Origin of the sequence: Nocardioides sp., assembly GCF_036274455.1 — a bacterium.
Lineage (GTDB): Bacteria > Actinomycetota > Actinomycetes > Propionibacteriales > Nocardioidaceae > Nocardioides.
In genome coordinates, this window is the sequence record NZ_DASUFR010000062.1 from 1 (window position 1) to 21,429 (window position 21,429).

20 protein-coding genes and 1 pseudogene are annotated in these 21,429 nt (G+C 71.5%); 7 read left to right on the forward strand and 14 right to left on the reverse strand.

Annotation, left to right across the window (positions count from 1 at the left end; translation table 11 throughout):
• The 3 genes and pseudogenes from lepA to VFV89_RS05815 all read right to left on the reverse strand — a co-directional run.
• Window positions 1–1,573 (reverse strand): translation elongation factor 4 (lepA, locus tag VFV89_RS05810; RefSeq protein WP_329704965.1); only part of this gene is annotated, 1,573 nt, incomplete at its 3' end.
• 282 nt (window positions 1,574–1,855) lie between these two features.
• Window positions 1,856–1,942: pseudogene (locus tag VFV89_RS24825) on the reverse strand (hypothetical protein); the annotation flags it as partial.
• A gap of 8 nt (window positions 1,943–1,950) precedes the next feature.
• Entirely contained in the window at window positions 1,951–2,274 is a 324-nt protein-coding gene (locus tag VFV89_RS05815; protein ID WP_329704966.1) for a hypothetical protein, read from the reverse strand.
• Window positions 2,275–2,498: 224 nt separating this feature from the next.
• Here VFV89_RS05815 and VFV89_RS05820 point away from each other — a divergent pair, with 224 nt between their 5' ends.
• Window positions 2,499–3,440 carry a phosphotransferase gene (locus VFV89_RS05820; protein ID WP_329704967.1) on the forward strand — a complete coding sequence of 314 codons (942 nt, stop codon included), beginning with the start codon at window positions 2,499–2,501 and terminating at the stop codon, window positions 3,438–3,440.
• A 134-nt stretch (window positions 3,441–3,574) separates the two neighbouring features.
• Window positions 3,575–3,835: a 30S ribosomal protein S20 gene (gene rpsT / locus VFV89_RS05825; protein ID WP_329704968.1), complete on the forward strand. Its 261-nt coding sequence runs from the start codon at window positions 3,575–3,577 to the stop codon at window positions 3,833–3,835.
• A gap of 75 nt (window positions 3,836–3,910) precedes the next feature.
• Here the strand turns inward: rpsT and holA are convergent, their stop codons facing one another.
• The 8 genes from holA to VFV89_RS05865 form a co-directional block, all read right to left on the reverse strand.
• Window positions 3,911–4,888, reverse strand: coding sequence for a DNA polymerase III subunit delta (holA, locus tag VFV89_RS05830; protein WP_329704969.1), 978 nt, complete (start codon window positions 4,886–4,888; stop codon window positions 3,911–3,913).
• Window positions 4,889–4,919: 31 nt separating this feature from the next.
• Entirely contained in the window at window positions 4,920–7,247 is a 2,328-nt protein-coding gene (locus tag VFV89_RS05835) for a ComEC/Rec2 family competence protein (protein ID WP_329704970.1), read from the reverse strand.
• On the reverse strand, window positions 7,244–8,173 hold the full coding sequence (locus VFV89_RS05840) for a helix-hairpin-helix domain-containing protein (RefSeq protein WP_329704971.1): 930 nt from the start codon (window positions 8,171–8,173) through the stop codon (window positions 7,244–7,246). Before VFV89_RS05840 ends, VFV89_RS05835 begins: the two co-directional genes overlap by 4 nt.
• Before the next feature lie 107 nt (window positions 8,174–8,280).
• On the reverse strand, window positions 8,281–9,135 hold the full coding sequence (locus VFV89_RS05845) for a DegV family protein (RefSeq protein ID WP_329704972.1): 855 nt from the start codon (window positions 9,133–9,135) through the stop codon (window positions 8,281–8,283).
• A 49-nt stretch (window positions 9,136–9,184) separates the two neighbouring features.
• Window positions 9,185–10,027: an alpha/beta hydrolase gene (locus tag VFV89_RS05850; RefSeq protein ID WP_329704973.1), complete on the reverse strand. Its 843-nt coding sequence runs from the start codon at window positions 10,025–10,027 to the stop codon at window positions 9,185–9,187.
• Between the two features lie 57 nt (window positions 10,028–10,084).
• Window positions 10,085–12,559 (reverse strand): leucine--tRNA ligase, encoded by a 2,475-nt coding sequence (gene leuS / locus VFV89_RS05855; protein ID WP_329704974.1) that lies wholly within the window; start codon window positions 12,557–12,559, stop codon window positions 10,085–10,087.
• A gap of 134 nt (window positions 12,560–12,693) precedes the next feature.
• Window positions 12,694–13,371 (reverse strand): TetR/AcrR family transcriptional regulator, encoded by a 678-nt coding sequence (locus tag VFV89_RS05860; protein ID WP_329704975.1) that lies wholly within the window; start codon window positions 13,369–13,371, stop codon window positions 12,694–12,696.
• A gap of 132 nt (window positions 13,372–13,503) precedes the next feature.
• Window positions 13,504–13,845, reverse strand: coding sequence for an antibiotic biosynthesis monooxygenase (locus tag VFV89_RS05865; RefSeq protein WP_329704976.1), 342 nt, complete (start codon window positions 13,843–13,845; stop codon window positions 13,504–13,506).
• 22 nt (window positions 13,846–13,867) lie between these two features.
• Here VFV89_RS05865 and VFV89_RS05870 point away from each other — a divergent pair, with 22 nt between their 5' ends.
• The 5 genes from VFV89_RS05870 (at window position 13,868) to VFV89_RS05890 (ending at window position 18,878) form a co-directional block, all read left to right on the forward strand.
• Window positions 13,868–14,638, forward strand: coding sequence for a 3-oxoacyl-ACP reductase family protein (locus VFV89_RS05870; RefSeq protein ID WP_329704977.1), 771 nt, complete (start codon window positions 13,868–13,870; stop codon window positions 14,636–14,638).
• A gap of 5 nt (window positions 14,639–14,643) precedes the next feature.
• Window positions 14,644–16,101 carry an NAD(P)/FAD-dependent oxidoreductase gene (locus tag VFV89_RS05875; RefSeq protein ID WP_329704978.1) on the forward strand — a complete coding sequence of 486 codons (1,458 nt, stop codon included), beginning with the start codon at window positions 14,644–14,646 and terminating at the stop codon, window positions 16,099–16,101.
• A 28-nt stretch (window positions 16,102–16,129) separates the two neighbouring features.
• Window positions 16,130–16,810 carry an alpha/beta hydrolase gene (locus tag VFV89_RS05880; protein WP_329704979.1) on the forward strand — a complete coding sequence of 227 codons (681 nt, stop codon included), beginning with the start codon at window positions 16,130–16,132 and terminating at the stop codon, window positions 16,808–16,810.
• Window positions 16,811–17,017: 207 nt separating this feature from the next.
• Entirely contained in the window at window positions 17,018–18,595 is a 1,578-nt protein-coding gene (locus tag VFV89_RS05885; protein WP_329704980.1) for a sulfatase, read from the forward strand.
• Window positions 18,585–18,878, forward strand: coding sequence for a hypothetical protein (locus VFV89_RS05890; protein WP_329704981.1), 294 nt, complete (start codon window positions 18,585–18,587; stop codon window positions 18,876–18,878). The genes VFV89_RS05885 and VFV89_RS05890 overlap by 11 nt, the downstream gene beginning before the upstream one ends.
• A 7-nt stretch (window positions 18,879–18,885) precedes the next feature.
• On the opposite strand, the gene VFV89_RS05895 is transcribed toward VFV89_RS05890, so the two are convergent.
• Genes VFV89_RS05895 through VFV89_RS05905 form a run of 3 tightly spaced genes read right to left on the reverse strand, consistent with a single transcriptional unit; the run spans window position 18,886 to window position 21,315 of the window.
• Entirely contained in the window at window positions 18,886–19,701 is an 816-nt protein-coding gene (locus tag VFV89_RS05895; RefSeq protein WP_329704982.1) for an alpha/beta hydrolase, read from the reverse strand.
• Window positions 19,702–19,710: 9 nt separating this feature from the next.
• Window positions 19,711–19,953, reverse strand: a complete 243-nt coding sequence (locus tag VFV89_RS05900) for a hypothetical protein (RefSeq protein ID WP_329704983.1) — start codon at window positions 19,951–19,953, stop codon at window positions 19,711–19,713.
• A 36-nt stretch (window positions 19,954–19,989) separates the two neighbouring features.
• Window positions 19,990–21,315 (reverse strand): NAD-binding protein, encoded by a 1,326-nt coding sequence (locus tag VFV89_RS05905; protein WP_329704984.1) that lies wholly within the window; start codon window positions 21,313–21,315, stop codon window positions 19,990–19,992.
• Window positions 21,316–21,429: the final 114 nt, after the last annotated feature.

Here is a 21,429-nt window from a genome sequence, read left to right on the forward strand (position 1 = left end):
AGTACGCCGCGTCCTTGTGCACGATCGCGGAGAACGCGTCCACCGGCTCGCCCTGGAGGAGGATGTCGACCTTGACCAGGTCGGCGGCCTGCTCGCCGGAGCGCTCGTAGTCGAGCGAGGCATAGCCCTTGGTGCGCGACTTGAGCTGGTCGAAGAAGTCGAAGACGATCTCTCCCATCGGCAGCGTGTAACGCAGCTCGACGCGGTCCTCGGAGAGGTAGTCCATCCCGAGCAGGTTTCCCCGCTTGTTCTGGCAGAGTTCCATGATCGTGCCGATGTAGTCCGACGGGCTCAGGATCGTCGCGCGCACGACGGGCTCGTGCACCTCGGCGATCTTGCCCTCCGGGAACTCGCTGGGGTTGGTCACCACGTGCCGGGAGCCGTCCTCCATCACGACCTCGTAGACCACGTTGGGTGCGGTCGAGATCAGGTCGAGGTCGAACTCGCGCTCGAGCCGGTCGCGGGTGATCTCCATGTGCAGCAGCCCGAGGAAGCCGCAGCGGAAGCCGAACCCGAGGGCGCCGGAGGTCTCCGGCTCGAAGGTGACGGCCGCGTCGTTCAGCTGGAGCTTCTCCAGCGCCTCACGCAGGTCGTTGAACTCATCGCCGTCGATCGGGTAGAGGCCGGCGTAGACCATCGGGTTGGGGTGCTTGTAGCCGCCGAGCGGCTCGGTTGCCCCGTGGTACTGGGTCGTGACGGTGTCGCCGACCCGCGACTGGCGGACGTCCTTCACACCGGTGATCAGGTAGCCCACCTCGCCGACGCCGATCTCGCCCGCCTTGACCTGCTCGGGGCTGATCACGCCGAGCTCGAGGAGCTCGTGGGTCGCGCCCGTCGACATCATCCGGATCCGGTCCCGGTGCGACAGCTTGCCGTCGATGACCCGCACGTAGGTCACCACGCCGCGGTAGGTGTCGTAGACGGAGTCGAAGATCAGGGCGCGCGCCGGGGCGTCGGCGACTCCGATCGGTGGCGGCGTCTGCCGGACGATCTCGTTGAGCAGGGCGTCGACGCCGTCGCCGGTCTTCGCGCTGACCCGGAGCACCTCGCTGGGGTCGCAGCCGACGATGTGCGCGAGCTCCTCGGCGTACTTCTCCGGGTTGGCACCGGGCAGGTCGATCTTGTTGAGCACCGGGATGATGTGCAGGTCGGCCCCGAGCGCGAGGTAGAGGTTGGCCAGCGTCTGGGCCTCGATGCCCTGGGCGGCGTCGACGAGGAGCACGGCCGCCTCGCACGCCTCCAGCGAGCGGGACACCTCGTAGGTGAAGTCCACGTGGCCGGGGGTGTCGATCATGTTGAGCACGTAGGTGCCCGGCTCGGCACCCTGCTCGTTGCCGGCCTCGACCGTCCACGGCAGCCGGACCGCCTGGCTCTTGATCGTGATCCCGCGCTCGCGCTCGATGTCCATCCGATCGAGGTACTGAGCCCGGGCGCTGCGCTCGTCGAGCACGCCGGTCAGCTGCAACATCCGGTCCGCGAGCGTCGACTTGCCGTGGTCGATGTGCGCGATGATGCAGAAGTTGCGGATCGTCGCAGGGTCGGTGTGACCGGGAGGCGGGGCGTTGCGCGTCATGTCGCGGAAATCCTCGCACGCACGGCCACGGACGACGATTCGTCTGCGACCGCCTCGCTCGCGGGCCCGGTCAACCCGCAGACGAATCGCCGGGCGCGACCAGGCCGTCGCCTCGGAGCAGCTCGACGTGGACGACCCAGCTGCGGGCCTGCGGACCGGCGGTGAACCTCGCCCCGAGCTGCTGGCTCGGGCGGCTATGGTGGCCGCCGGCTCGTCCCGTCCCAACAGGTCGACGGTGCGGCGGATGTCTGACATCGCGCGCCGGCCCACCCGCTCGGCCTCGCCCAGGGCCTCGACCGCCTCCTCCATGCTCGCGTGACCCGCGGCTGCCTCCTCGAGGTCGCGGCGAGCCGCGGTCAGGTGGAGCATCGTCACGCTCAACGAGTGGCCGACCAGGTCGTGCACGTCGCGGGCGATCCGCTGGCGCTCCTCGAGCACCGCCTGCCGCTCCCGGGTCGCGTGCTCACGAACGCCGGCCAGGTCCGCCCCTGTGCCCAGAGCTCCAGCGACCACGGCAGCAGGGCCACGACCATCAGCCCGGCGGCCAGGAGCGCACCGTCACCCCAGCGCTGCCCGACCGCGACGGCAGCGGTCACGATGGCGGAGGAGTCGATGAACGCGCTGATCCACAGTGGGTAGTCGGGCAGCCCGGCGGCCACCCACTGCCGCTTGCGCCGCTGCACGAACGAGCCCGAGAGCACCCATCGAGGGTAGGCCCGGGCGCGCCGCCGCACATCCGACCCCGGTCGGAGGCGTCCTCGGTCCGTCCGACCCGAGACGCCCGACAACCTGGGACGACCCTCCAGGCTTGCCCGCGTGCTGCGACGGCTGTGGGACGGCGGCCCGGACACCGATCCCTTCCCCAGGGCCGCCTGACCCCGCAACCGGTTCGCAGCCGCAGGGGGCCGGCCGCGAAGATGAGCGGGTGCAGCCCTCTCCCATTCCCCACGGCCGGACCGCCCGCCGCCTGGAGTGGGGCCACCTCCCGCCCGCGGTGCGCGCCGAGGTCGAGCGGCGCTGCGGCGCGCCCGTGACCGCCGCGACATCGCAGAACAGCGGGTTCACGCCCGGCTTCGCCTCGGTGCTGGAGTGCGACGACGGCAGCCACCACTTCGTGAAGGCGGCGTCCACGAAGGCGCAACGCATGTTCGCCGACGCCTACCGCGAGGAGGCCCGCAAGCTCGCGGTCCTGCCGCCGGCCGCGCCGGCCCCTCGCCTGCTGTGGACCGCGGAGGTGGACGGCTGGTTCGTGCTGTCGACCGAGTACGTCGAGGCCCACGCTCCACGCCGACCCTGGCGCGAGGGCGAGCTGAGGTTGTGCCTCGACACCCTGACCGCCGCAGCAGGTGTGCTCACCCCGCCGCCGCCCGGGTTGGAGCTCCCTCCGGCGTCCGAGGAATTCACGTCGTGGCCGGCGTTCTGGGACCACCTGCGCGCGTCCCGGCCGGACCTGCTGCACCTCGAGGAGGCCGCCGGGCTCGCCACGCGCTACGTCGAGGCGATGGCCGGAGAAACGGTGGTGCACACCGACGTGCGCGACGACAACATCCTTCTCACCTCCGATGGACGCGCGCTGCTGTGCGACTGGAACTGGCCGTTCGCCGGCGCCGCCTGGCTGGACTCCCTGTTCCTTCTCATCGGGCCCCGCGGCGACGGCCTCGACGTCGAGCAGGTGATCGGGACCCATCGGCTGCTGTCCGTCGTGCCCCGCGAGCAGATCGACATCGTGCTGGCCCTGATCACCGGCTACTTCCTCAAGAGCGCCGACGACCCCGTGCCGCCGACGTCGCCGTTCATCCGCGACGCGCAGCGGTGGCAGGGTGAGGTCTGTTGGGAGTGGCTCAGCGAGCGGCGCGGCTGGGCATGAGTGCGCCGCGTGCCGGCGTCGTGCGGATTTGAGAGGCTGACCGGCCCGCTGTTACCGTTGTCCGTCGCGCTGGCGGCGGTCCGCCGCGCCCACGAACTCAAACGCAACGTCCACCACGCACCGGAAGAGCACCTGTGGCCAACATCAAGTCCCAGATCAAGCGGAACAAGCAGAACGAGAAGCGTCACGAGCGCAACAAGGCCGTCAAGACCGGCCTCAAGACCGCCGTGCGCAAGTTCCGCGAGGCCGCCGAGGCCGGCGACGCCGCGCAGGCGCAGGAGCTGGCGCGCGACGCGTCCCGCAAGCTGGACAAGGCCGCCTCCAAGGGCGTCATCCACAAGAACCAGGCCGCGAACCGCAAGTCCGCGATCGCCCAGAAGGCCGCCTCTCTCTGAGACGCAGCCCCTCACGACCCGTCCGATCCGGGCGGGTCGTTCTGCATTTGGCTCGACCTTGTCGCGGCTTCGGGTTCAGCGGGGCTCGCGGAGCGCGGTGATCGTGAGCACGAGCCGCTCCAGGGTGTAGCTGGCGTCGCTGGCCGCGCCCTTCACGTCCGCGTCGGCCTGGGCCACGGCACGGATCGCGCGAGCCAGACCTGCCTCGGTCCAGCCGCGGGACTGCTGCCTGAGCTGCTTCAGCTTCCACGGCGGCACCCCCGCGGCAGCCGCAAGGTCTGCCTCGCGAAGGTTCTTGGGAGCTCCGACGTACTTCGCCAGCGAGCGGGTGCTGCCCGCCATCGCCGAGGTCACGTAGGTCGCGGACATGCCGGTCGAGAGCGCCCAGCGCAGCTCCTCGAGTGAGGCCTGCCGCTCGCCCGCGAGGGCCGCGTCGGCGATCGCATAGGCCTTCCCCTCGGCCCGCCCGCCGAAGTAGCGCCGGACCAGCTCGAGGTCGAGCGGACGGCCGTCCGCGTCGGCGGTCAACTGGTCGGCCGCGGCGGCGAGTGCCCGGAGGTTCTGCCCGACCGCGTCGACGAGGGCCTGAGCGGCCTCCTTGTCGATCCGGCCGCCGTGCGCCTTCACCTCCGCCACGACGAAGCCGGCGAACTCCCATGCCTTGACCTCGGCCGACTTGTGCTCGGTGACCGCCGGCAGCTTGCGCAGCTTGGTCAGCACCCCGCTTCCCTTGGCCCCACCGCCGTGCACCAGGACGAGCGCGACGTCCTCCGCCGGGGCCGCGGCGTAGGCGAGCAGCCCGTCCACCGACTCTTCGGGCAGGTCCTCGATGCCACGGACGACGACACACCGCACAGAGCTGAACAGCGAGGGCGCGGCCAGCTCTCCGAACGTCGACAGCGTCAGCGCGGAGGCCGGCGATTCGGAGAGCTCCGACTCCGGGTCGGCCCTGCGGACCGCGGCACGTGCAGCCGAGACGGTGCGCTCGCTGAGGAACTCCTCCTTGCCGGTGACCAGCACGACCCGGCCCAAGGGGGACTCCGTGCCGGCCATGGGACCCACCCTATGGCCGAGGTCCGACACCTCATCTGCTGGTCACCACCCTCGGCAGGCCACCGTCGGCGACCACGGCGAGGTCACCGTCCTGGTCGGTGCGGAGCACCTCCGCCCCCGCGTCGGCCAGCGGCTGGAGCGAGGAGCGGGCCGGCTGCCCGTAGTCGTTGTCGGCCCCGACCGAGACCAGCACCACGCGCGGCTGGAGCGACAACAGCCAACCCTCGTCCTGGTAGCGGCTGCCGTGGTGGGGCATCTTCAGCACGTCGACGTGCAGCCCGGGGACCAGCCGGGCCAGCTCGCCCTGGCCCTCCGGCTCCACGTCACCGGTGAGCAGCAGCCGGAGTCCGGCGACCTGCACCAGGAGCACCACGCTGGCCTCGTTGGCCGTCGATCCGTCCCCCGGACCGAACCTCGGCGAGTCGGGCCGCGGCCACAGCACCTGGAGGCTCACCGACCCGACCGCCAGGGTGGCGGCGTAGGGCGCCGGAGCGGCCACCAGCCCCGCGCCGGACGCTGCCTGCTCGACCTCGTGTACGCCGCCCGGCGGGTCGAGCAGCCGGGTCGTCTCCACCGCGCCGACCCGGCGGCCGGCGAGGACGCCGCTGATCCCGTCGACGTGGTCGGCGTGGAAGTGGGTCAGCACCAGCAGCGGCACCTCACGAACCCGCAGCCGGTCGAGGCAGCGGTCCATCGCGCGCGGCTCGGGGCCGGCGTCGACCACGACGGCGCGGCCCGGGCCGGCGTCGAGCACGAGCCCGTCGCCCTGCCCCACGTCGCAGGCCACCAGCACCCAGCCATCGGGCGGCCACCCGAACGTCGGCGGCCGGACCAGCACGGCGACGACCAGCACGCCGGCGGCGCCGAGCGCCGTCACCGGCCGGACGAGCAGCCGTGGTGCCGCCATCGCGATCACGGCACTGGCCACGACGAGCAGGGCGAGCGCGACCGGACCGGTCCCCCAGCCGACGGCGGGCGTCGGCAGCGCCGCCCCGTGGTGGGCCACGGTGACCAGCCAGGCCACGCACCAGGAGGCGAGGGTCCCGCAGAGCCGGCCGACCGGAGCCCAGAGCAGCGTGAGCAGCCCACCAGCCAGGCCGAGCACCGTGGCCGGGCCGACCACCGGCGCGACCAGCAGGTTGGCGGCCACCGCGACGAGGCTGACCTGCCCGGAGATGGCCGCCACCAACGGCGTGCAGGCCAGCTGCGCCGCGGCCGGCACCGCGACCGCCTCGGCCAGCCATCGGGGCAACCACCGCACCAGCGCGTCCCGCCAGGCCGGTGCCAGCAGCAGGATGCCGCCGGTGGCCAGGACCGACAGCGCGAAGCCCGCCGAGACCGCGAGTCCGGGATCGACCAGCACCAGCACGAGCACCGCCGTCCCGAGCCCGCGCAGGGCCCGGTGCCGGCCATCGGCGCCCAGCGCGACCAGGCCGATCGTGCCCATGACCGCCGCGCGGAGCACGCTCGGCTCGGTGCGGGCGATGAGCACGAACCCGGCGATGCCGGCCGCGGCCACGAGGTGGAGCCAGCGCCCGCGTACCCGGCACCAGCGGGCCAGCCACAGCAGGAACCCGACGACCAGGGTCAGGTTGGTGCCGCTGACCGCCAGCAGGTGGGTCAGCCCGGTGGTGCGGAAGTCGTCCTGCAGCCCCGGGGCGACCTCGGCGTCGTCGCCGTCCACCAGGGCGGGCACCAGGGCCCGCTGGTCTGCTGGCCGGTGGGCCACCGATTCGCGCAGCGCCCGGCGCACCACGGAGGCCGCGCGCCACCACGCACCGGGACGCCCGACCAGCTCCACGTTGCCGCTGGGTCGCACCATCGCGGCCAGGTCGCGGTCGTCGGCCGGAACCAGCCGCCCGCGCAGCCACACCGTGGCGCCGAGGGGCACCCGTGCGTCGTCGGGGCTGCCCAGGACCAGGACGGGTGCGGCCAGGTCGATGGTCCGACCGCGGCCCGTGACGCGGTGGACCGCGAGCCGCCACACCACGGTCTCCGAGAAGCCGCCGGCGACCAGGTGCGGGTCGGAGGTGACCGTCCCGAGCAGCGTGACCGCGGCGCCGTCGTCAGCCAGCGCCGAGACCGGGTTGTGGGCGACCCGCTCGAACCGCAGGGCGGCGATCGAGCCGGCGGCCAGGGCGACGAGCAGCAACGCTGCCACCGACCGGACGAGGCCAGGATGGCGCCGGCCCACCACCCCGATCGCGGCGCAGCCCACCACCACAGCGAGGGCGAGCGACACCAGCGGTCGGCCGTGCAGCACCGTGCCGGCCACCGCGCCGAGCCATGCTGCGGCGCCCAGGACCGGCATGCGCGGGTCGAGGCGGCGGATGGACGCAGGGGCGGCATCGGGGGTCACACCGTCACGTAGGGCGCGAGCTTGCCGAGCGTGACCTCACCGATGCCGTCGACCTCGAGCAGCTCGTCGACCGAGGTGAACCCGCCGTGCTGGTCGCGCCACTGCAGGATCGAGGCCGCCGTGGCCGGCCCGACGTCCGGCAGCGTGTCGAGCTCGGTCGCCGTGGCCGTGTTGAGGTTGACCAGGGTCGCCGGCCCGGACGGGGCGCCCGAGGGCACCGCGTCGGCGGCGGCACCCGACGGAGGCGTCCCGCCGACGACCACCTGCTCGCCGTCGACCAGCACCCGGGCGAGGTTGAGCGTGGTCAGGTCGACCCCGGATCGGGCGCCGCCGGCAGCCTTGATCGCGTCGACCACTCGAGATCCGGCGTCGAGCACGGCGATGCCGGGGTGGCGGACCTTGCCGGCCACGTCCACGGTCACCGTCGACGGCGGGGCATGCGACGCGGCTGCTCCCGCGGCCCCGGCGCCAGCCGGGTCGTCCACGGGCTCGACCTGGGGGGCGACGGTCACTGGACCGGGCGCCGGCGCGGCGGCCAGGTCGGCCGCCTGGTGCGGCGAGCCCCGCACCAGCCACCAGCACGTGACCGCCACGGCGACAGCCACGACGACCGCGATGGCCGCCAGCTGCGCGGGACCGAGCGAGCCGGTGCCGCGCGTCCGCGCGGCGGCGTGGCGCCCGGGCGCCGGCGTGCGGGGCACGGCCCCGGGCAGCGGTCGCGGGACGGCCGGCGGCGCCGCGGGTGGGCGTCTCGGTGCGGCGGGCCGCGTGTGGTCGTCCCACCACGGCTCCGCGGTCAGGTCGGCGGGGGGCGCCTGGGGCCGGGCCGGGCGGACGCCGCCCGGGTGGTCGGACAGCTCGTCGCCCAGCCGAGCGAGCCGGCGGGAGAGGGCCGCGTCGTGGTCGTGGGCTCGTCGAGTGTGCATGCGACGAACCTAGGAAGATCCGGCGACGGCCGAGCGGGCCGAGCCCGTGGCCTGTGGACAACCCGCCCGGACGGACCGGTTGTGGACGGAATCTGGTCGTCCAGCCGTCAGAGGAGCGGTGCGACGCAGACCGCGAGCATCCCCGGTCCGACGTGCGCACCCAGCACCGCGCCCAGCTCGGCGCAGCTCACGTCACGGCCCTCGAGGTTGTCGGCCAGCCGGCCGGCCAGCTTCTCCTGCAGCTGTGCCGCGCGGTCCGACGAGGCCAGGTGCGCAACGGTGACGTCCACCGGGTCGGAGCCGGCCGCCTGCACCGCGAGCTCCTCGAGCCGGGCCAGAGCCCGCGCCGAGGTTCGCACCCGCTCGAGCGAGGCGACCCTGCCGTCCGCGATCTCGAGCAGCGGCTTGACGGCGAGCGCGCCACCCAGCAGGGCGGCCGCTGCGCCGATCCGGCCGCCACGGCGCAGGTACTCGAGCGTGTCCACGTAGAACAGCGACCGGCACCGCGAGGCGCGCTCGAGCGCGGCCTCGGCGGCCTCTTCCGCCGAGCCCCCGGCGTCGACGACGTCGGCGGCGGACAGGGCGGCGTACCCGGTCGCCACCCCGACCTGCCGGCTGTCCACGGGTACGACGTGGACCGGCGCCTCACGGGCAGCGAGCTGCGCCGACTCGAAGGTCCCGCTCATGTCCGAGGACAGGTGCACCGAGACGATCTCGGTCGCCCCCCTGCGCGCGCACTCCTCGTAGACCTCGAGCAGGGCGGCCGGGGTGGGCCGCGAGGTGCTCACCGGCCGGAACTCCTTCAAGGCGGCGGCGACCATCGCCGGTGTTGCGCCGTCGGACCCCTCGTCGTAGACGTCGGCGCCGATCACGACCTGGAGGGGAACCACCACGATGCCGCGCTTGTCGGCCAGCTCCGGCGAGAGGGTCGCCGTGGAGTCGGTGACCACGACGACAGCCATGGACGCGAGGCTAACGCGTCGCCTCTGCCGTCGACATGAGCCGAACGGCTCAGCCGAGCAGCTCCCGGAGCCGCGCCGCAAACCCGTCGGGGTCGCCGTCGCCGGGCAGGAACCCGCCGTGTCCCTTCGGGAAGATCGCCACCTCGGTGCCCAGCCGGGCCGCGACCGAGTAGCCGCCGCGGGCCGCCATCTGCTGACCGGAGTCCTCGCCCGCCGCGACCACCAGCCGGTCGCCGAGCGAGGCGAGCGCCTCGGCGTCGGGCTCGTAGGCGTTGCACGGCCCGAGGTTGCGCATCAGCGGGTTGTCCCGTGAGCCGTCGTCGTCGGCCGACATGCCGAACATCGCCGGGTCGGGCGCCGGACGCTCCAGGTAGTCGCCGGGCAGCTCGCCGTCGAACATCACCAGGGCGATGAACTTCGCCATCGCCGGCCCGTCGCCGGCGGCCTCGTAGGTCGCCCGCATGTCCTCGGCCACGGCGAGGATGGTGTCGCGGTCCGGCAGCCAGGCCGCTGTCGGCGGCTCGTGGGCTACCACCCGGCGGACATCGCCGGGGTGGGCGGCAACAAGCGCGAGCGCGTTGACCGCTCCCCCGCTGCTGGCGAAGACGTCGACCGGCCCGGCCCCGACCGCCTCGATGACCCGGTGGATGTCCTCCGCGTGCTGCTCGGGGGTGACCGGTGAGGTCCCGCGCGGGTTGCGGGCGGCGCCCCGCGGGTCGTAGGTGATCACCGGCCGGTCCGTGAAGTGCTCGGCCAGGGGCGCGAAGTACGACGCCTCCATCGGCGACCCGAGGATGAACAGCGCCGGACGATCCGCGGTGGCGTCCGCGACGTCGCCGCGGACGTCGTAGGTGATCAGGTCGTCGCCCTCACCCACGGTGAGGGTCTGCACAGCAAGAGTCTCGGTCATGTCGCATCAGACCGCGACACGACCGGGAACTCATCGGCGTCAGACGACGACGTTCACCAGCGACGGCTCGCGGACGATGACCCGGCGCACCTCGCGGCCCTCGACCGCGCGTACGACGGCCGGGTCGGCCAGTGCCAGCGCCTCCAGGTCGGCCGCGGTGATGTCCGGGGCGACCTCCAGCCGCGCCCTCACCTTGCCCTGCACCTGGACGACGGCAGTGACCGACGACTCGACCAGCAGCGCCGGGTCGACGGCCGGCCAGCCGGCGCGCGCCACGGACGGCTCGTGGCCCAGCCGGTGCCACATCTCCTCCGCGGTGTACGGCGCGACCAGCGACAGCATGATCGCGACCGCCTCGGCCGCCTCGCGGACGGCCGGGTCGGCCGGGCCGCAGCCGGTGTCGATGGCCTTGCGGGTGGCGTTCACCAGCTCCATCACCCGGGCGACCATCACGTTGAACCGGAAGCCTTCGATCAGCTCGCCGGCGTCGTGCACGGCCCGTGCGGTCGCCCGCCGCAGCTCGGCGTCGCCGCCGTCGGGCGGCGTGCCCGGCCGTGACGTCACGTCACCGCTCAGCCGCCACGCGCGCTGCAGGAAACGCAGCGAGCCGCCCGGCGACATGTCCGCCCAGTCGATGTCGTCCTCCGGCGGGCCGGCGAAGACCAGCGTCAGCCGCACCGCGTCCACGCCGAACTCGCGCAGCTGCGCGCCCAGGTCGACGCCGTTGCCCAGGGACTTCGACATCTTCTTGCCCTGGTTGATGACCTGGCCCTGGTTCAGCTGGGCCGAGAAGGGCTCGACGAAGTCGACCATCCCCATGTCGTGCAGCACCTTGGTGAAGAACCGCGCGTACAGCAGGTGCAGCACCGCGTGCTCGACGCCACCGACGTAGATGTCGCAGGGCATCCACTCGCGCACCGCCGCCTCGTCGAACGGGCCGTCGGTGTAGTTCGGCGAGCAGTAGCGCAGGAAGTACCACGAGGAGTCCACGAAGGTGTCCATCGTGTCGCTGTCCCGCTTGGCCGGCCCGCCGCACTTCGGGCACGTGGTGTTGACCCACTCCTCGGCGGCGGCCAGCGGCGAGACGCCCTTCGGCTTCAGGTCCGCGCCCCGCAGGTCGGGCAGCACCACCGGCAGCTGGTCGTAGGGGACCGCGACCTCACCGTCCTTCTCGCAGTGGACGATCGGGATCGGGCAGCCCCAGTAGCGCTGCCGGCTCAGCAGCCAGTCGCGCAGCCGGTAGTTCACGGTGCCGGAGCCGACGCCGTCCCGCTCCAGCTGCTCGATGATCGTGCGGTTGCCGGTGGCCTTGTCGGTGATGCCGTTCAGCGGCCCGGAGTTGACATAGACGCCGTCACCGGTCGTCGCGACGTACGTCGTCTCGGGGTTGTCCTCCCCGGTGTCCACCACCCGGCGCACCGGTAGGCCGAATGCCTTGGCGAAGTCCAGGTCACGCTGGTCGTGCGCGGGCACGGCCATGATCGCGCCGGTGCCGTAGTCGGCCAGCACGTAGTCCGCGGCCCACACCGGGATCTGCTCGCCGGTGACCGGGTTGGTGGCGGTGACTCCCAGGTCGACACCGGTCTTGGGCCGGTCGGTCGCCAGCCGGTCGATGTCGGAGGCCCTGCGGACCTCCTCCAGGTAGGCGTCCAGCGCCGGCTTCTGCTCGGGCGCGACCAGCTCCTGGGCCAGCGCGGCGTCGGCCGCTACCACCATGAACGTCGCGCCGTACAGCGTGTCCGGGCGCGTGGTGAAGACCCGGATCGGGTCGTGGCCCTCGACGGCGAAGTCGACGTGAGCGCCCTCGGACCGCCCGATCCAGTTCTTCTGCGCGGTCAGCACCCGCTCGGGCCAGGTCTTCTCCAGCGGCTCCATGTCGTCCAGCAGCCGCTGCGCGTAGTCGGTGATCTTGAAGTACCACTGCGTCAGCTCCCGCTTGGTGACCTCGTGGCCGCAGCGCTCGCAACGGCCGTCGACCACCTGCTCGTTGGCCAGCACGGTCTGGTCGTTGGGGCACCAGTTGACCGGGCTGTTCTTGCGGTAGGCCAGCCCCCGCTCCCGGAACTTCAGGAACAGCCACTGGGTCCAGGTGTAGTACTCCGGGTCGCTGGTGTTGAACCGCCGCGACCAGTCGAAGCTGATCGCGTAGTTGCGGAACGACTCGTACTGCGTGTCGATGTTGGCGTAGGTGTAGGTCGCCGGGTGCTCGTTGTTGCGGATCGCGGCGTTCTCTGCGGGCAGGCCGAAGGAGTCCCAGCCCATCGGGTTCAGGACGTCGTAGCCCTTCTGCCACCAGTAGCGCGCGATCACGTCGTGCAGCGCCATGACCTCGGCGTGACCCATGTGCAGGTCGCCGCTCGGGTAGGGGAACATCGTCAGCGCGTAGCGCTTCTCGGCGCCGGCCGGTGCGCTGCCGGCCCGGAACGCGTCCAGCCCGTCCCACACCTGGCGCCACTTCTGCTGCACCGCATGGACGTCGTACGACGACGCCTGCTCCTGCTCGTTGGTCTCCATGGTTCCTCGCTCAAAGATCCTGCTGCTGTGTCCAGGGCACAAAAAAGCCCCTCAGGCAGAGGGGCGGCCGCGTCGACGTCTGTGCGTCGTCAACGCGGCTGGGTAAGGAGCAGGGTCCTACGCATGGCACCAGACTAGCGGACAGCGTCCACGGTCTTCTCACGGGCAGCCTTCTCCCGGGCAGCCTCATGCGGCAGCGGGCCCAGTGTGCGCGGCAGCAGCTGGTGCACCTGGCCGACCAGGGTGGGCAGTGCGGTCGGGTCGCCGGTGACGTGCTTGAGCAGCGCCGCCTGGAAGAGCCCGTCGAAGACGGCGTACGCCGACGTGGGGTCCATCGTCACCTCACGGTCGGCCAGCTCGGCGTAGCGGGTCACGATCCGCCAGATCATGTCCTCGAGGGCCTGGTCGATCCGGAGCACGGTGTCGCGGAGCCGCTCGTCGAACATGCTCTCGACGCGCAGGTCGTACCAGAGCCGGTGCATCGGCGCCTCGTCGAGGATCGTCTCGGCCAGCTTGTCGGCGAACCCCTCCAGCAGCTCCTGGGCCGACTGCGACCGCTGGACGACGTCGTCGTAGCGGTGCACGCAGCGCTCCTTGTAGTAGGTGACGCTGTAGGAGACCAGCTCGAGCTTGTCCGCGAAGTAGTAGTGCAGCACGCCGTGGCTGTAGGGCGAATGCTTCGCGATGTCGCGCAGGCTGGTCCGCGCATAGCCCAGCTCGCCCAAGGTGAGCAGCGCCGACTCCGCCAGCTCGTTGCGTCGTTCGTCGAACCTGTCGACGGGCGACCGCCGACTCCGGGTGGACGGGATCACCCCGGCATCTTGACACGCGTCCAGGTATTTGTGGACAGGTGTCAAGACGTTACTTGACAGTTGTCCAGACGCGAGGGACCGTGGAGATTCCCCACGAAAGTGATACGGGACAAGGCGGGACTGGGGCGCGACCTACCCCCCGGCGTCCCTCTCCCGCCGGCTGCTTCTCCACGCGCTCGCCCGGTCGACGACCCCGACGCTGATCGAGTACTCCTCGTAGTAGTCATCTACGCCGGCCCGCTGCGCCTCGCGGTGCTCCGGGTGTCTCCCCCACGCATCGTGGGAGGCCCGGTCGGCGAAGGTGACCACGGTGACCCGCTCGCCGTCCTCGGCGGTGAACGTCTTGTGCTCGACGTAGCCGGGCATCTCGCGGGCCAGCGCGCTCATCCGCGCGGCGTGCTCGGGGTAGCCATCCGCGTCGGGCCGCAGCCGGTTGCGGAACACCGTGACGACCTGGCCGGGCTCGGGCTGCATGGCCCAACACTAGAGTCGGCCCATGGCCGACCGACCCGTTCTCGACCGCTTCCGGCTCGACGGCAAGGTGGCGGTGGTGACCGGTGCGTCCAGCGGTCTGGGCGTCGCGTTCGCCCAGGCGCTGGCCGAGGCCGGCGCCGACGTGGCCCTCGGCGCTCGGCGGGTCGACCGGCTCGCCGACACCGCCGCGCTGGTCGAGCGCACTGGCCGCAAGGCGCTGACCCACGGCACCGACGTCGCCGACCCACAGTCGTGCACCGACCTGGTCGCGCTGGCGATGGAGGAGTTCGGCCACGTCGACGTGCTGGTCAACAACGCGGGCATCGGCACCGCGGTGCCGGCCACCCACGAGACCCCCGACCAGTTCCGGCAGGTCATCGACGTCAACCTCAACGGCTGCTACTGGATGGCCCAGGCCTGCGGCCGGGTCATGCAGCCGGGCTCGAGCATCATCAACATCAGCTCGGTGCTGGGGCTCACCACCGCGGGGCTCCCCCAGGCGGCGTACTCCTCGTCCAAGGCGGCGCTGATCGGGCTCACCCGCGACCTCGCCCAGCAGTGGACCGGCCGCAAGGGCATCCGGGTCAACGCCATCGCACCCGGGTTCTTCGAGTCGGAGATGACCGAGCAGTACCCGCCCGGCTACATCGAGTCCAAGCTCCCGCGCATCCCCGCCGGCCGCGAGGGAGATCCGGCCGAGCTGGCCGCCACCGTGGTGTTCCTCGCCTCGGACGCCGCGGGCTACATCACCGGTCAGACCGTCGCCGTCGACGGCGGCATGACGATCACCTGACCTGCGTGAGCCGACCGCGGTGCGTCATCATCGGCGCCGGCTTCGGCGGGCTCGGCGCGGCGCACGCGCTGCGCCAGCAGGGCATCGACGACATCACCGTCCTGGAGCGTGCGGACCGCGTCGGCGGCGTCTGGCGCGACAACACCTATCCCGGCGCCGCGTGCGACGTCCCGTCGCCGCTCTACTCGTGGTCGTGGGCGCTCAACCCGTCGTGGACCCGCCGCTACAGCGGTCAGGCCGAGATCCTCGCCTACCTCGAGCGCGCCGCGGGAAAGGCCGGGCTGCTCGACACGGTCCAGACGAGGCAGGAGGTCTGCGAGGCGACCTACGACGACCGGACGGCGACGTGGCAGGTGCGGACCACCGACGGCACCACCTACGACGCGGACGTGCTGATCTCGGCCGTGGGCCAGCTCTCCGAGCCCGTGGTCCCGGACCTGCCCGGCCGCGAGTCGTTCGCCGGCGCGGCGTTCCACTCGGCGAGGTGGCGCCACGACGTCCCGCTCGACGGCGCCAGGGTCGCGGTCGTGGGCACTGGCGCGAGCGCCGTCCAGTTCGTCCCCGAGATCGTCGACCGGGTCGGTTCACTGACAGTGTTCCAGCGCTCGGCGCCGTACGTCGTCCCGAGGCCGGACACCGAGTACCGCCCGTTCCACCACCGGCTCTTCGACCGCCACCCGGCGGTGATGCGCGGCGAGCGCGGCGCGACCTTCCACCTCAGCGAGCTCCTCAACCGTGCCCTCGGCGGTGGCTCGGCCATCGCGGCGCCGTTCATGGCGACACTTAGGCAGGTCTGGAGGGCGCACCTGCGGCGACAGGTCACGGACCCGGCCCTGCGCGAGAAGCTGCAGCCCGACCACCCCATGGGTTGCAAGCGGATCCTGTTCAGCAACGACTGGTACCCCGCGCTCGCGCGCGACCACGTCGACGTCGTGACCGAGGCGGTCGTCGGCGTGGAGCCCACCGGGGTGGTCGGCGCCGACGGCACCCACCACGAGGCCGACGTGCTGATCTGGGGCACCGGCTTCTCGGCCACCGACTTCCTGAGCACGATCCGCGTCACCGGCCGTGCCGGGCTGGAGCTGCACGACGTGTGGCGCGGTGGCGCGACGGCGTACCTCGGGATCGGCGTGCCGGGCTTCCCCAACCTCTTCTGCGTCTACGGCCCCAACACCAACCTGGGCGGCAGCTCGATCATCGGCATGATGGAGGCGCAGGCGGGATGGATCGCCCAGGTGGTGCGGCGGCTGGCAGACACCGACCGGCGGGCGTTCGAGGTGCGGACCGCGGCGTTCGAGGCCTACGACCGCGAGATGCAGGGCCGACTGCGCGAAAGTGTGTGGGCTCGGTGCGACAGCTGGTACCGCGACGGCGACCGGATCACCACCAACTGGCCGGGACGGGTCGGCGAGTACCAGCAGCGCCTGACCACGGTCGACTGGTCGCACCTGGTCGCGACGTGACCGATGAGTCCGGGTCGTCGGACGGGTCGTGTCGTTCGTGACCTTCGTGCTCGTGCCCGGCGCCGGTGGCGACGGCCACTACTTCTACCGTGTGGCTCCCCTGCTCGGCCCGGACACCGTGTCGGTGGACCTGCCGGCGGGCGACGAGGACGCCGGGCTGGCGGAGTACGCCGACGCGATCGTGGCCGCAGCCGGGGGCGCCACGGACATCACCCTCGTCGCCCAGTCGCTGGGCGGCTTCTCGGCGCCGCTGGCCGTCGGCCGGCTCGACGTCCGCCGGATCGTGCTGCTCAACGCGATGGTTCCCAAGCGCGGAGAGACCTTCGGTGAGTGGTGGGGAGCGGTCGGGCAGGGGCCGGCCAGCCGCGCGTACGCCGAGCAGGACGGTCGCGACCCGGACGCGCCGTTCGACGTCGAGGAGATGTTCTTCCACGACGTGCCGCCGGACGTCACCGCGGCCGTGCTCGCTCGTGGTGAGCCGGTGCAGCAGGAACAGCCGCTCGACGAGCCGTGGCCGCTCGACGCGTGGCCGGACGTGCCCACCAGCGCGATCGCCGGCCGTCACGACCGGCTCTTCCCCGAGCCTCTCCAGCGCGCCTACCTGCACGACCGGCTCGGCATCGAGCCGACCGTCATCGACGGCGGCCACCTGGTCGCGCTGGCCAATCCGACGGGGCTGGCCGACGTGCTTCTCGAGCAGGCGAGCTGACCTTCGGCCGCTTGCACGCCGGGACCGGCGGTGCCCACGGGCCTGCCCGTCCCCTGATGGTTCGACTTGCCCGCCCCCGTCGGGACTCGAGACTCAGGCGTCGGGCCACCTCCGGAGGCCACGGTGGTGCTGCGCGAACCACCTCGGCACCCCGGGCATCCCACCGGGTACGAGCCGTCCCGTGGGCGTGCCCGAGGAGGTCACACCATGCTGCTGCGCCGCGAGTCCAAGGTGGTCGGCCTGGTCGGCCTGGCCGGTCTGGCAGTCATGACGACCGCTGCCACCCTGACGCTGCTGCCCGCCGCCCAGTCAGGGCCAGCCACGGCTGGATCCGGGAGAGCCGAGACGAAGGCGCCGTCCGCTGGGTCCTCCCCGCCGGAGTGGCAGGTCCCGGGACGACAGGGAGGCCACGCAGCCGACGGCGGGACGGTGGACCGGCCGAACGTGCTGCTCATCACGGCTGACGACGCCGCCGTCGGCGACATGGCGTACCTGCCGCAGACCCGGCGGCTGATCGCGGAGGAGGGCACGACCTTCGACGACGCGATCGCACCCACGCCTATCTGTGCCCCCTCCCGGGCGTCGTTGCTCACCGGGCAGTACGCACACAACCACGGCGTGCTGACCGTCGAAGGCGCCGGAGGCGGAGTGCAGGCGTTCCACGACCAGAACACCCTCCCCGTCTGGCTGCAGCGCGCCGGCTACGACACCTTGTTCCTCGGCAAGTACCTCAACGGGTACGGCGACGACGGCGACCCCGTGGTCCCTCCCGGGTGGGACGAGTGGCGCGCGACGGTGGGGTCGTCCACCTACGACTACCTGAACCCGACCCTCACCATCGACGGGCACCTCTCACCGCGCCACGAGTACACCACCGACCTGATCGCGGACCAGAGCAGCATGCTGCTGAACTCTGAAGCGCGGAAGAGGAGCCCGTGGTTCATGTGGGTCAACTACCTCGCCCCACACCACGGCGAACCCGACGACGCCGACGACCAGGAGCTGCTCGCCGAGGGAGTCCTCACTCCCTACGTCGCACCGAGGTATCGCGGCACGATGGAGCACGTCCCGCTCCCCGACACCCCTGACATGTTCCGTGGCAACGCCCCCGGGACCCACTGGGCCGGGACCTCACTCACCGCCCGCCAGCGGGCGGCGGTCCGCTCGGGCTTCCGGCAGCGGCTGGAGTCGCTCCAGTCCGTCGACGACGCCGTGGCCCGAACCATCGCGACGCTGCGCCGCAACCACCAGCTCGACGACACCATCGTCATCTTCGCCTCGGACAACGGGTTCATGACCGGGCAGCACAACATCTACGGCAAGCTCCTCCACTACGACGAGTCGCTGCGGATCCCGGTCACCATGAGGGGACCCGGCATCCCGAAGGGAGAGGTCGTCGAGACCGCGATCACCACCCCCGACCTGGCCACGACGATCGCTGCCATCGCCGGCGCCCGCCCGGGTCGGCCCCAGGACGGGATCGACATCCGGCCGTTGATCCAGACCGGACCGTGGTTGCGCCCCATCCCGATCGAGGCCTACCCGGTGCTCGGTGGCACCAGCCCGCTCTACACCGGGATCAGGTACGGCCAGTACACCTACATCCGGATGCCGCGGGGAGCCGAGGAGCTCTTCGACCGGGGCACCGACCCGTTCGAGCTCACCAACGCCGCCGGCCGCCCGGCGTACGCCCGCACCCTCGCGACCTTGCGTGCCTGGGACCGCCGCTTCCACGACTGCGCCGGCGATACCTGCCCGAAGGCCCTCGCGCCCGGTGTTGCGTAGGCAGGTCCCGGAGTGGAGCGTCAACCGCGACGTCCCGGCCGCCACCACCGTGGGTCTGCCCGTCGGCACCACGCCCGCCGACGTGGTCTCGGTGTCGGTACGGCGGGTCCCGATCGGTCTGAGCGACAACGGCGCCACGCTCACCGTGACCGACATCGACCGCGCGTTCTTCCTCGGCCCCGACTACCTGCCGCAGGCCTCCTTCGTCTCCTGGCACGGCAGCCAGCAGCTGACCGCTGCCTCACCGACCGCGGTGCTGTGGCCGGCGGCCCTCGCTGGTTGATCGCGGCTCATCCGGTCGTGTGCAGCAGCCTCTCGAGGCTGCGGCGCACGCAGCCGGGGTCCTCGAGCCAGGGGAAGTGACCGTTCCCGGGAAGCACGTCGACCACCGCCCCCATGAGTTCGGCGGTGTCCCTGCTCGCGGTGACCGGCACCGGGTCCAGCTCGCCGTGCACGAACCGAGTCGGCACCGGGCAGCCCCGGAGCAGCCCGGCGAGAGCCGGCAGCTCGGCATTGATCGAGTCCCAGCTCTCCTCGCTCGGGGCGTGGCCCTTCTGGGGAATCGGCTGTGCGACATCCAGGCTCGAGAAGTACCCGGGCCAGGCGATCTCCATGGCCTCGAGCGTCTCGGCCGTGGACAGTGGACGCGTCGCCTCGAGCGCGTCGAGCTCCTGGAGGCGCGCCACGGTCTTCGCAGGGAGTCGCTTCGACAGCTCGGCCTCGAACTCTGCCAGCCCTCCGTCGCCGACTGCCCCCAGCGGATCCACGACGAGAGCGGTACCAACCCGTGTTGGTGCCGCCGCCAACACGTGGAGCAGCAGGTGGCCGCCCCACGAATGCCCAATGATCGTCGGGGCCTGCCAGCCGAGCGCGTCGAGGACGTCGACGACGTCGTCGCGCAACGTCGGTACGTCGAACGGACCGTCCAGCGTGGACGGCGCCAGACCCCGCTGCTGGAACGACGCCACCCGGTATCCGTCCAACTCCGGCACCAGGCTCTCCATGTAGTCAGTCATGCCTGGCCCGCCATGCAGGAGCAGCACCTCTGGGCCGGACCCGACGATCCAGCCCCCGAGTCCCCGGGAGCTCGTGAACTCGCTCCTCATCCCGTGACGCTAGAACGCCACCGATCCGGTGTCCATGAAGCGGAAGCCCCAGCCCGCTGCCAAGCAGAGCAGCAGCCCGTCGTCAATCAACGGCGCCGCCGCGGCGACGAACGGGCGAGTCCTGCGGAAGTAGCCTTCCCGGCTGACCTGGCTCAGCGAGCACTGGCTCGACCCGTTCGGCTGGATCGGGAGCGCGCTGCTGATCGTCTCGCTGCTGTCGTCGGCTTCTTCGACGAGGCGCTGCTCAACCACTGACCTGGTCCGAGGAGTCGGCGGGATTCGAGTCGTTCACCCCGCCAGGTGGGCAAGGCCTCTCGCGTGGATCCACTCGTCGGCGTCCTTCCCGAGGCCGTGCAGGACCGCGTCCAGCTGTTCGAGGCTCTGCTGGACAGCGGCGTACATGAGGCATCTGGTCGGCTGGATAGCGGTGACGGGGAGGCACTCGCGACGGCCATCGAAGTTCACGGGAAAGCCCGCGTTCGCGAAGGTGACCTCTACGCCCCTTTCGAAGCGAAGTCGGATATCGGCATGAATGCCCATCGCGTGGGCTTCCGGCCGGTTGAGAATTTCGACCTCGTCGTTCTCCCGGTAGTCGGCGAGGTCGACGAATCCCGCCCTGTCGAACTCAACTGCTGCCGAGGAGCCACTGGCAAGAATGGCGTTGGGCGCAAGCAGGCGCCGGTCCTCGAGTGTGAAGGAATTTCGGCCCGTGCATCCGACGACGATGTCGAACTGTCCCAGTTCGTGAGGATTCCGTGGTTCCGTCTCCGCGAGTCTCGCCTGGACCGTCGCGCCCGGGTGGGCGGTCGTTGCGGCCCGTAGCTGCTCTTCGTCATTGTCGACAACCGTCATGTTTGCGCGGGGGAACTCATGGTGCAGCTGTCGAGCGCACGCCTCACCCACGGCGCCGTACCCCAGAACGGCGACGTGGCTGACTCCTTCGGGTCTCAGAGCCCGCGCCTTCGATGCCAGTGCCGTGGCAACCGATGCTCCGATGAATGGAGCCTCGAACTGCAGCTTGGTCTGTGCGCGGGCGATGCTCGTTGCCCGGATGCCGAGCTGCCGCAGATCATCAGCGTGGGACTTGATGAACTCATGACCGCGAGTGGTCTGCTCGATCATGCGGGCGCCCGCGAACGCGCGCGCTGCTTCATGGGAGATGGCATGCAGGACGCTGAGGGCCCGCAGGAAGTATGCGCCGTCGTCCAGGACGATGAGGTCGGCATTGCAGTGGTGATCGAGCATGTCGAACAGCGTTGAGATCACTCGCGTCAGCTGTGCCGAGGTGTAATCGACCAGCGGGTCGGTGAACAGGGCCGGACAGTGGGTCGGGTCACCGGCCAGTTGCAACAGCGCTTCACGCACATCTGGGTGGGTGGAGTAGGGGATGTCGACGAACCAGGTCCTGTTCGGATCGATGCCGTCGTCGATGAGTGCTTGGACAAGAGGGACCGTCGTGCCGAGCTGATGTTGGATGACCAGCAGGTTATGCGCGGAGAGGTCCGCCCTCGCGTGGTGCCGGCGGTAGTCGTCGAGCAGTGGGAGTTGCGAATTGCCGATGAAGTCCGCGCTGAAGTCGAAGCTACCAAGCGCGGCTGATATCCGTGGGTCCACTGTCGTGAAGCTCTCTGCCAGCCCCGCAGATGGTGCCGTTACCCGAACGCACTCTCGAATGTCTCACCGGTCGGCTGGGACCTCGCACAGCTGAGTCTGGATCCCACGACGTCC

Coding starts and splice junctions, on each gene's coding strand:
- VFV89_RS05840 (WP_329704971.1), bottom strand. CDS start 8,173: ATGCACACTCGACGAGCCCACGACCACGACGCGGCCCTCTCCCGCCGG.
- VFV89_RS05865 (WP_329704976.1), bottom strand. CDS start 13,845: ATGCAGCCCGAGCCCGGCCAGGTCGTCACGGTGTTCCGCAACCGGCTG.
- VFV89_RS05885 (WP_329704980.1), top strand. CDS start 17,018: ATGCTGCTGCGCCGCGAGTCCAAGGTGGTCGGCCTGGTCGGCCTGGCC.
- leuS (WP_329704974.1), bottom strand. CDS start 12,559: ATGGAGACCAACGAGCAGGAGCAGGCGTCGTCGTACGACGTCCATGCG.
- VFV89_RS05845 (WP_329704972.1), bottom strand. CDS start 9,135: ATGGCTGTCGTCGTGGTCACCGACTCCACGGCGACCCTCTCGCCGGAG.
- VFV89_RS05870 (WP_329704977.1), top strand. CDS start 13,868: ATGGCCGACCGACCCGTTCTCGACCGCTTCCGGCTCGACGGCAAGGTG.
- holA (WP_329704969.1), bottom strand. CDS start 4,888: ATGGCCGGCACGGAGTCCCCCTTGGGCCGGGTCGTGCTGGTCACCGGC.
- VFV89_RS05895 (WP_329704982.1), bottom strand. CDS start 19,701: ATGAGGAGCGAGTTCACGAGCTCCCGGGGACTCGGGGGCTGGATCGTC.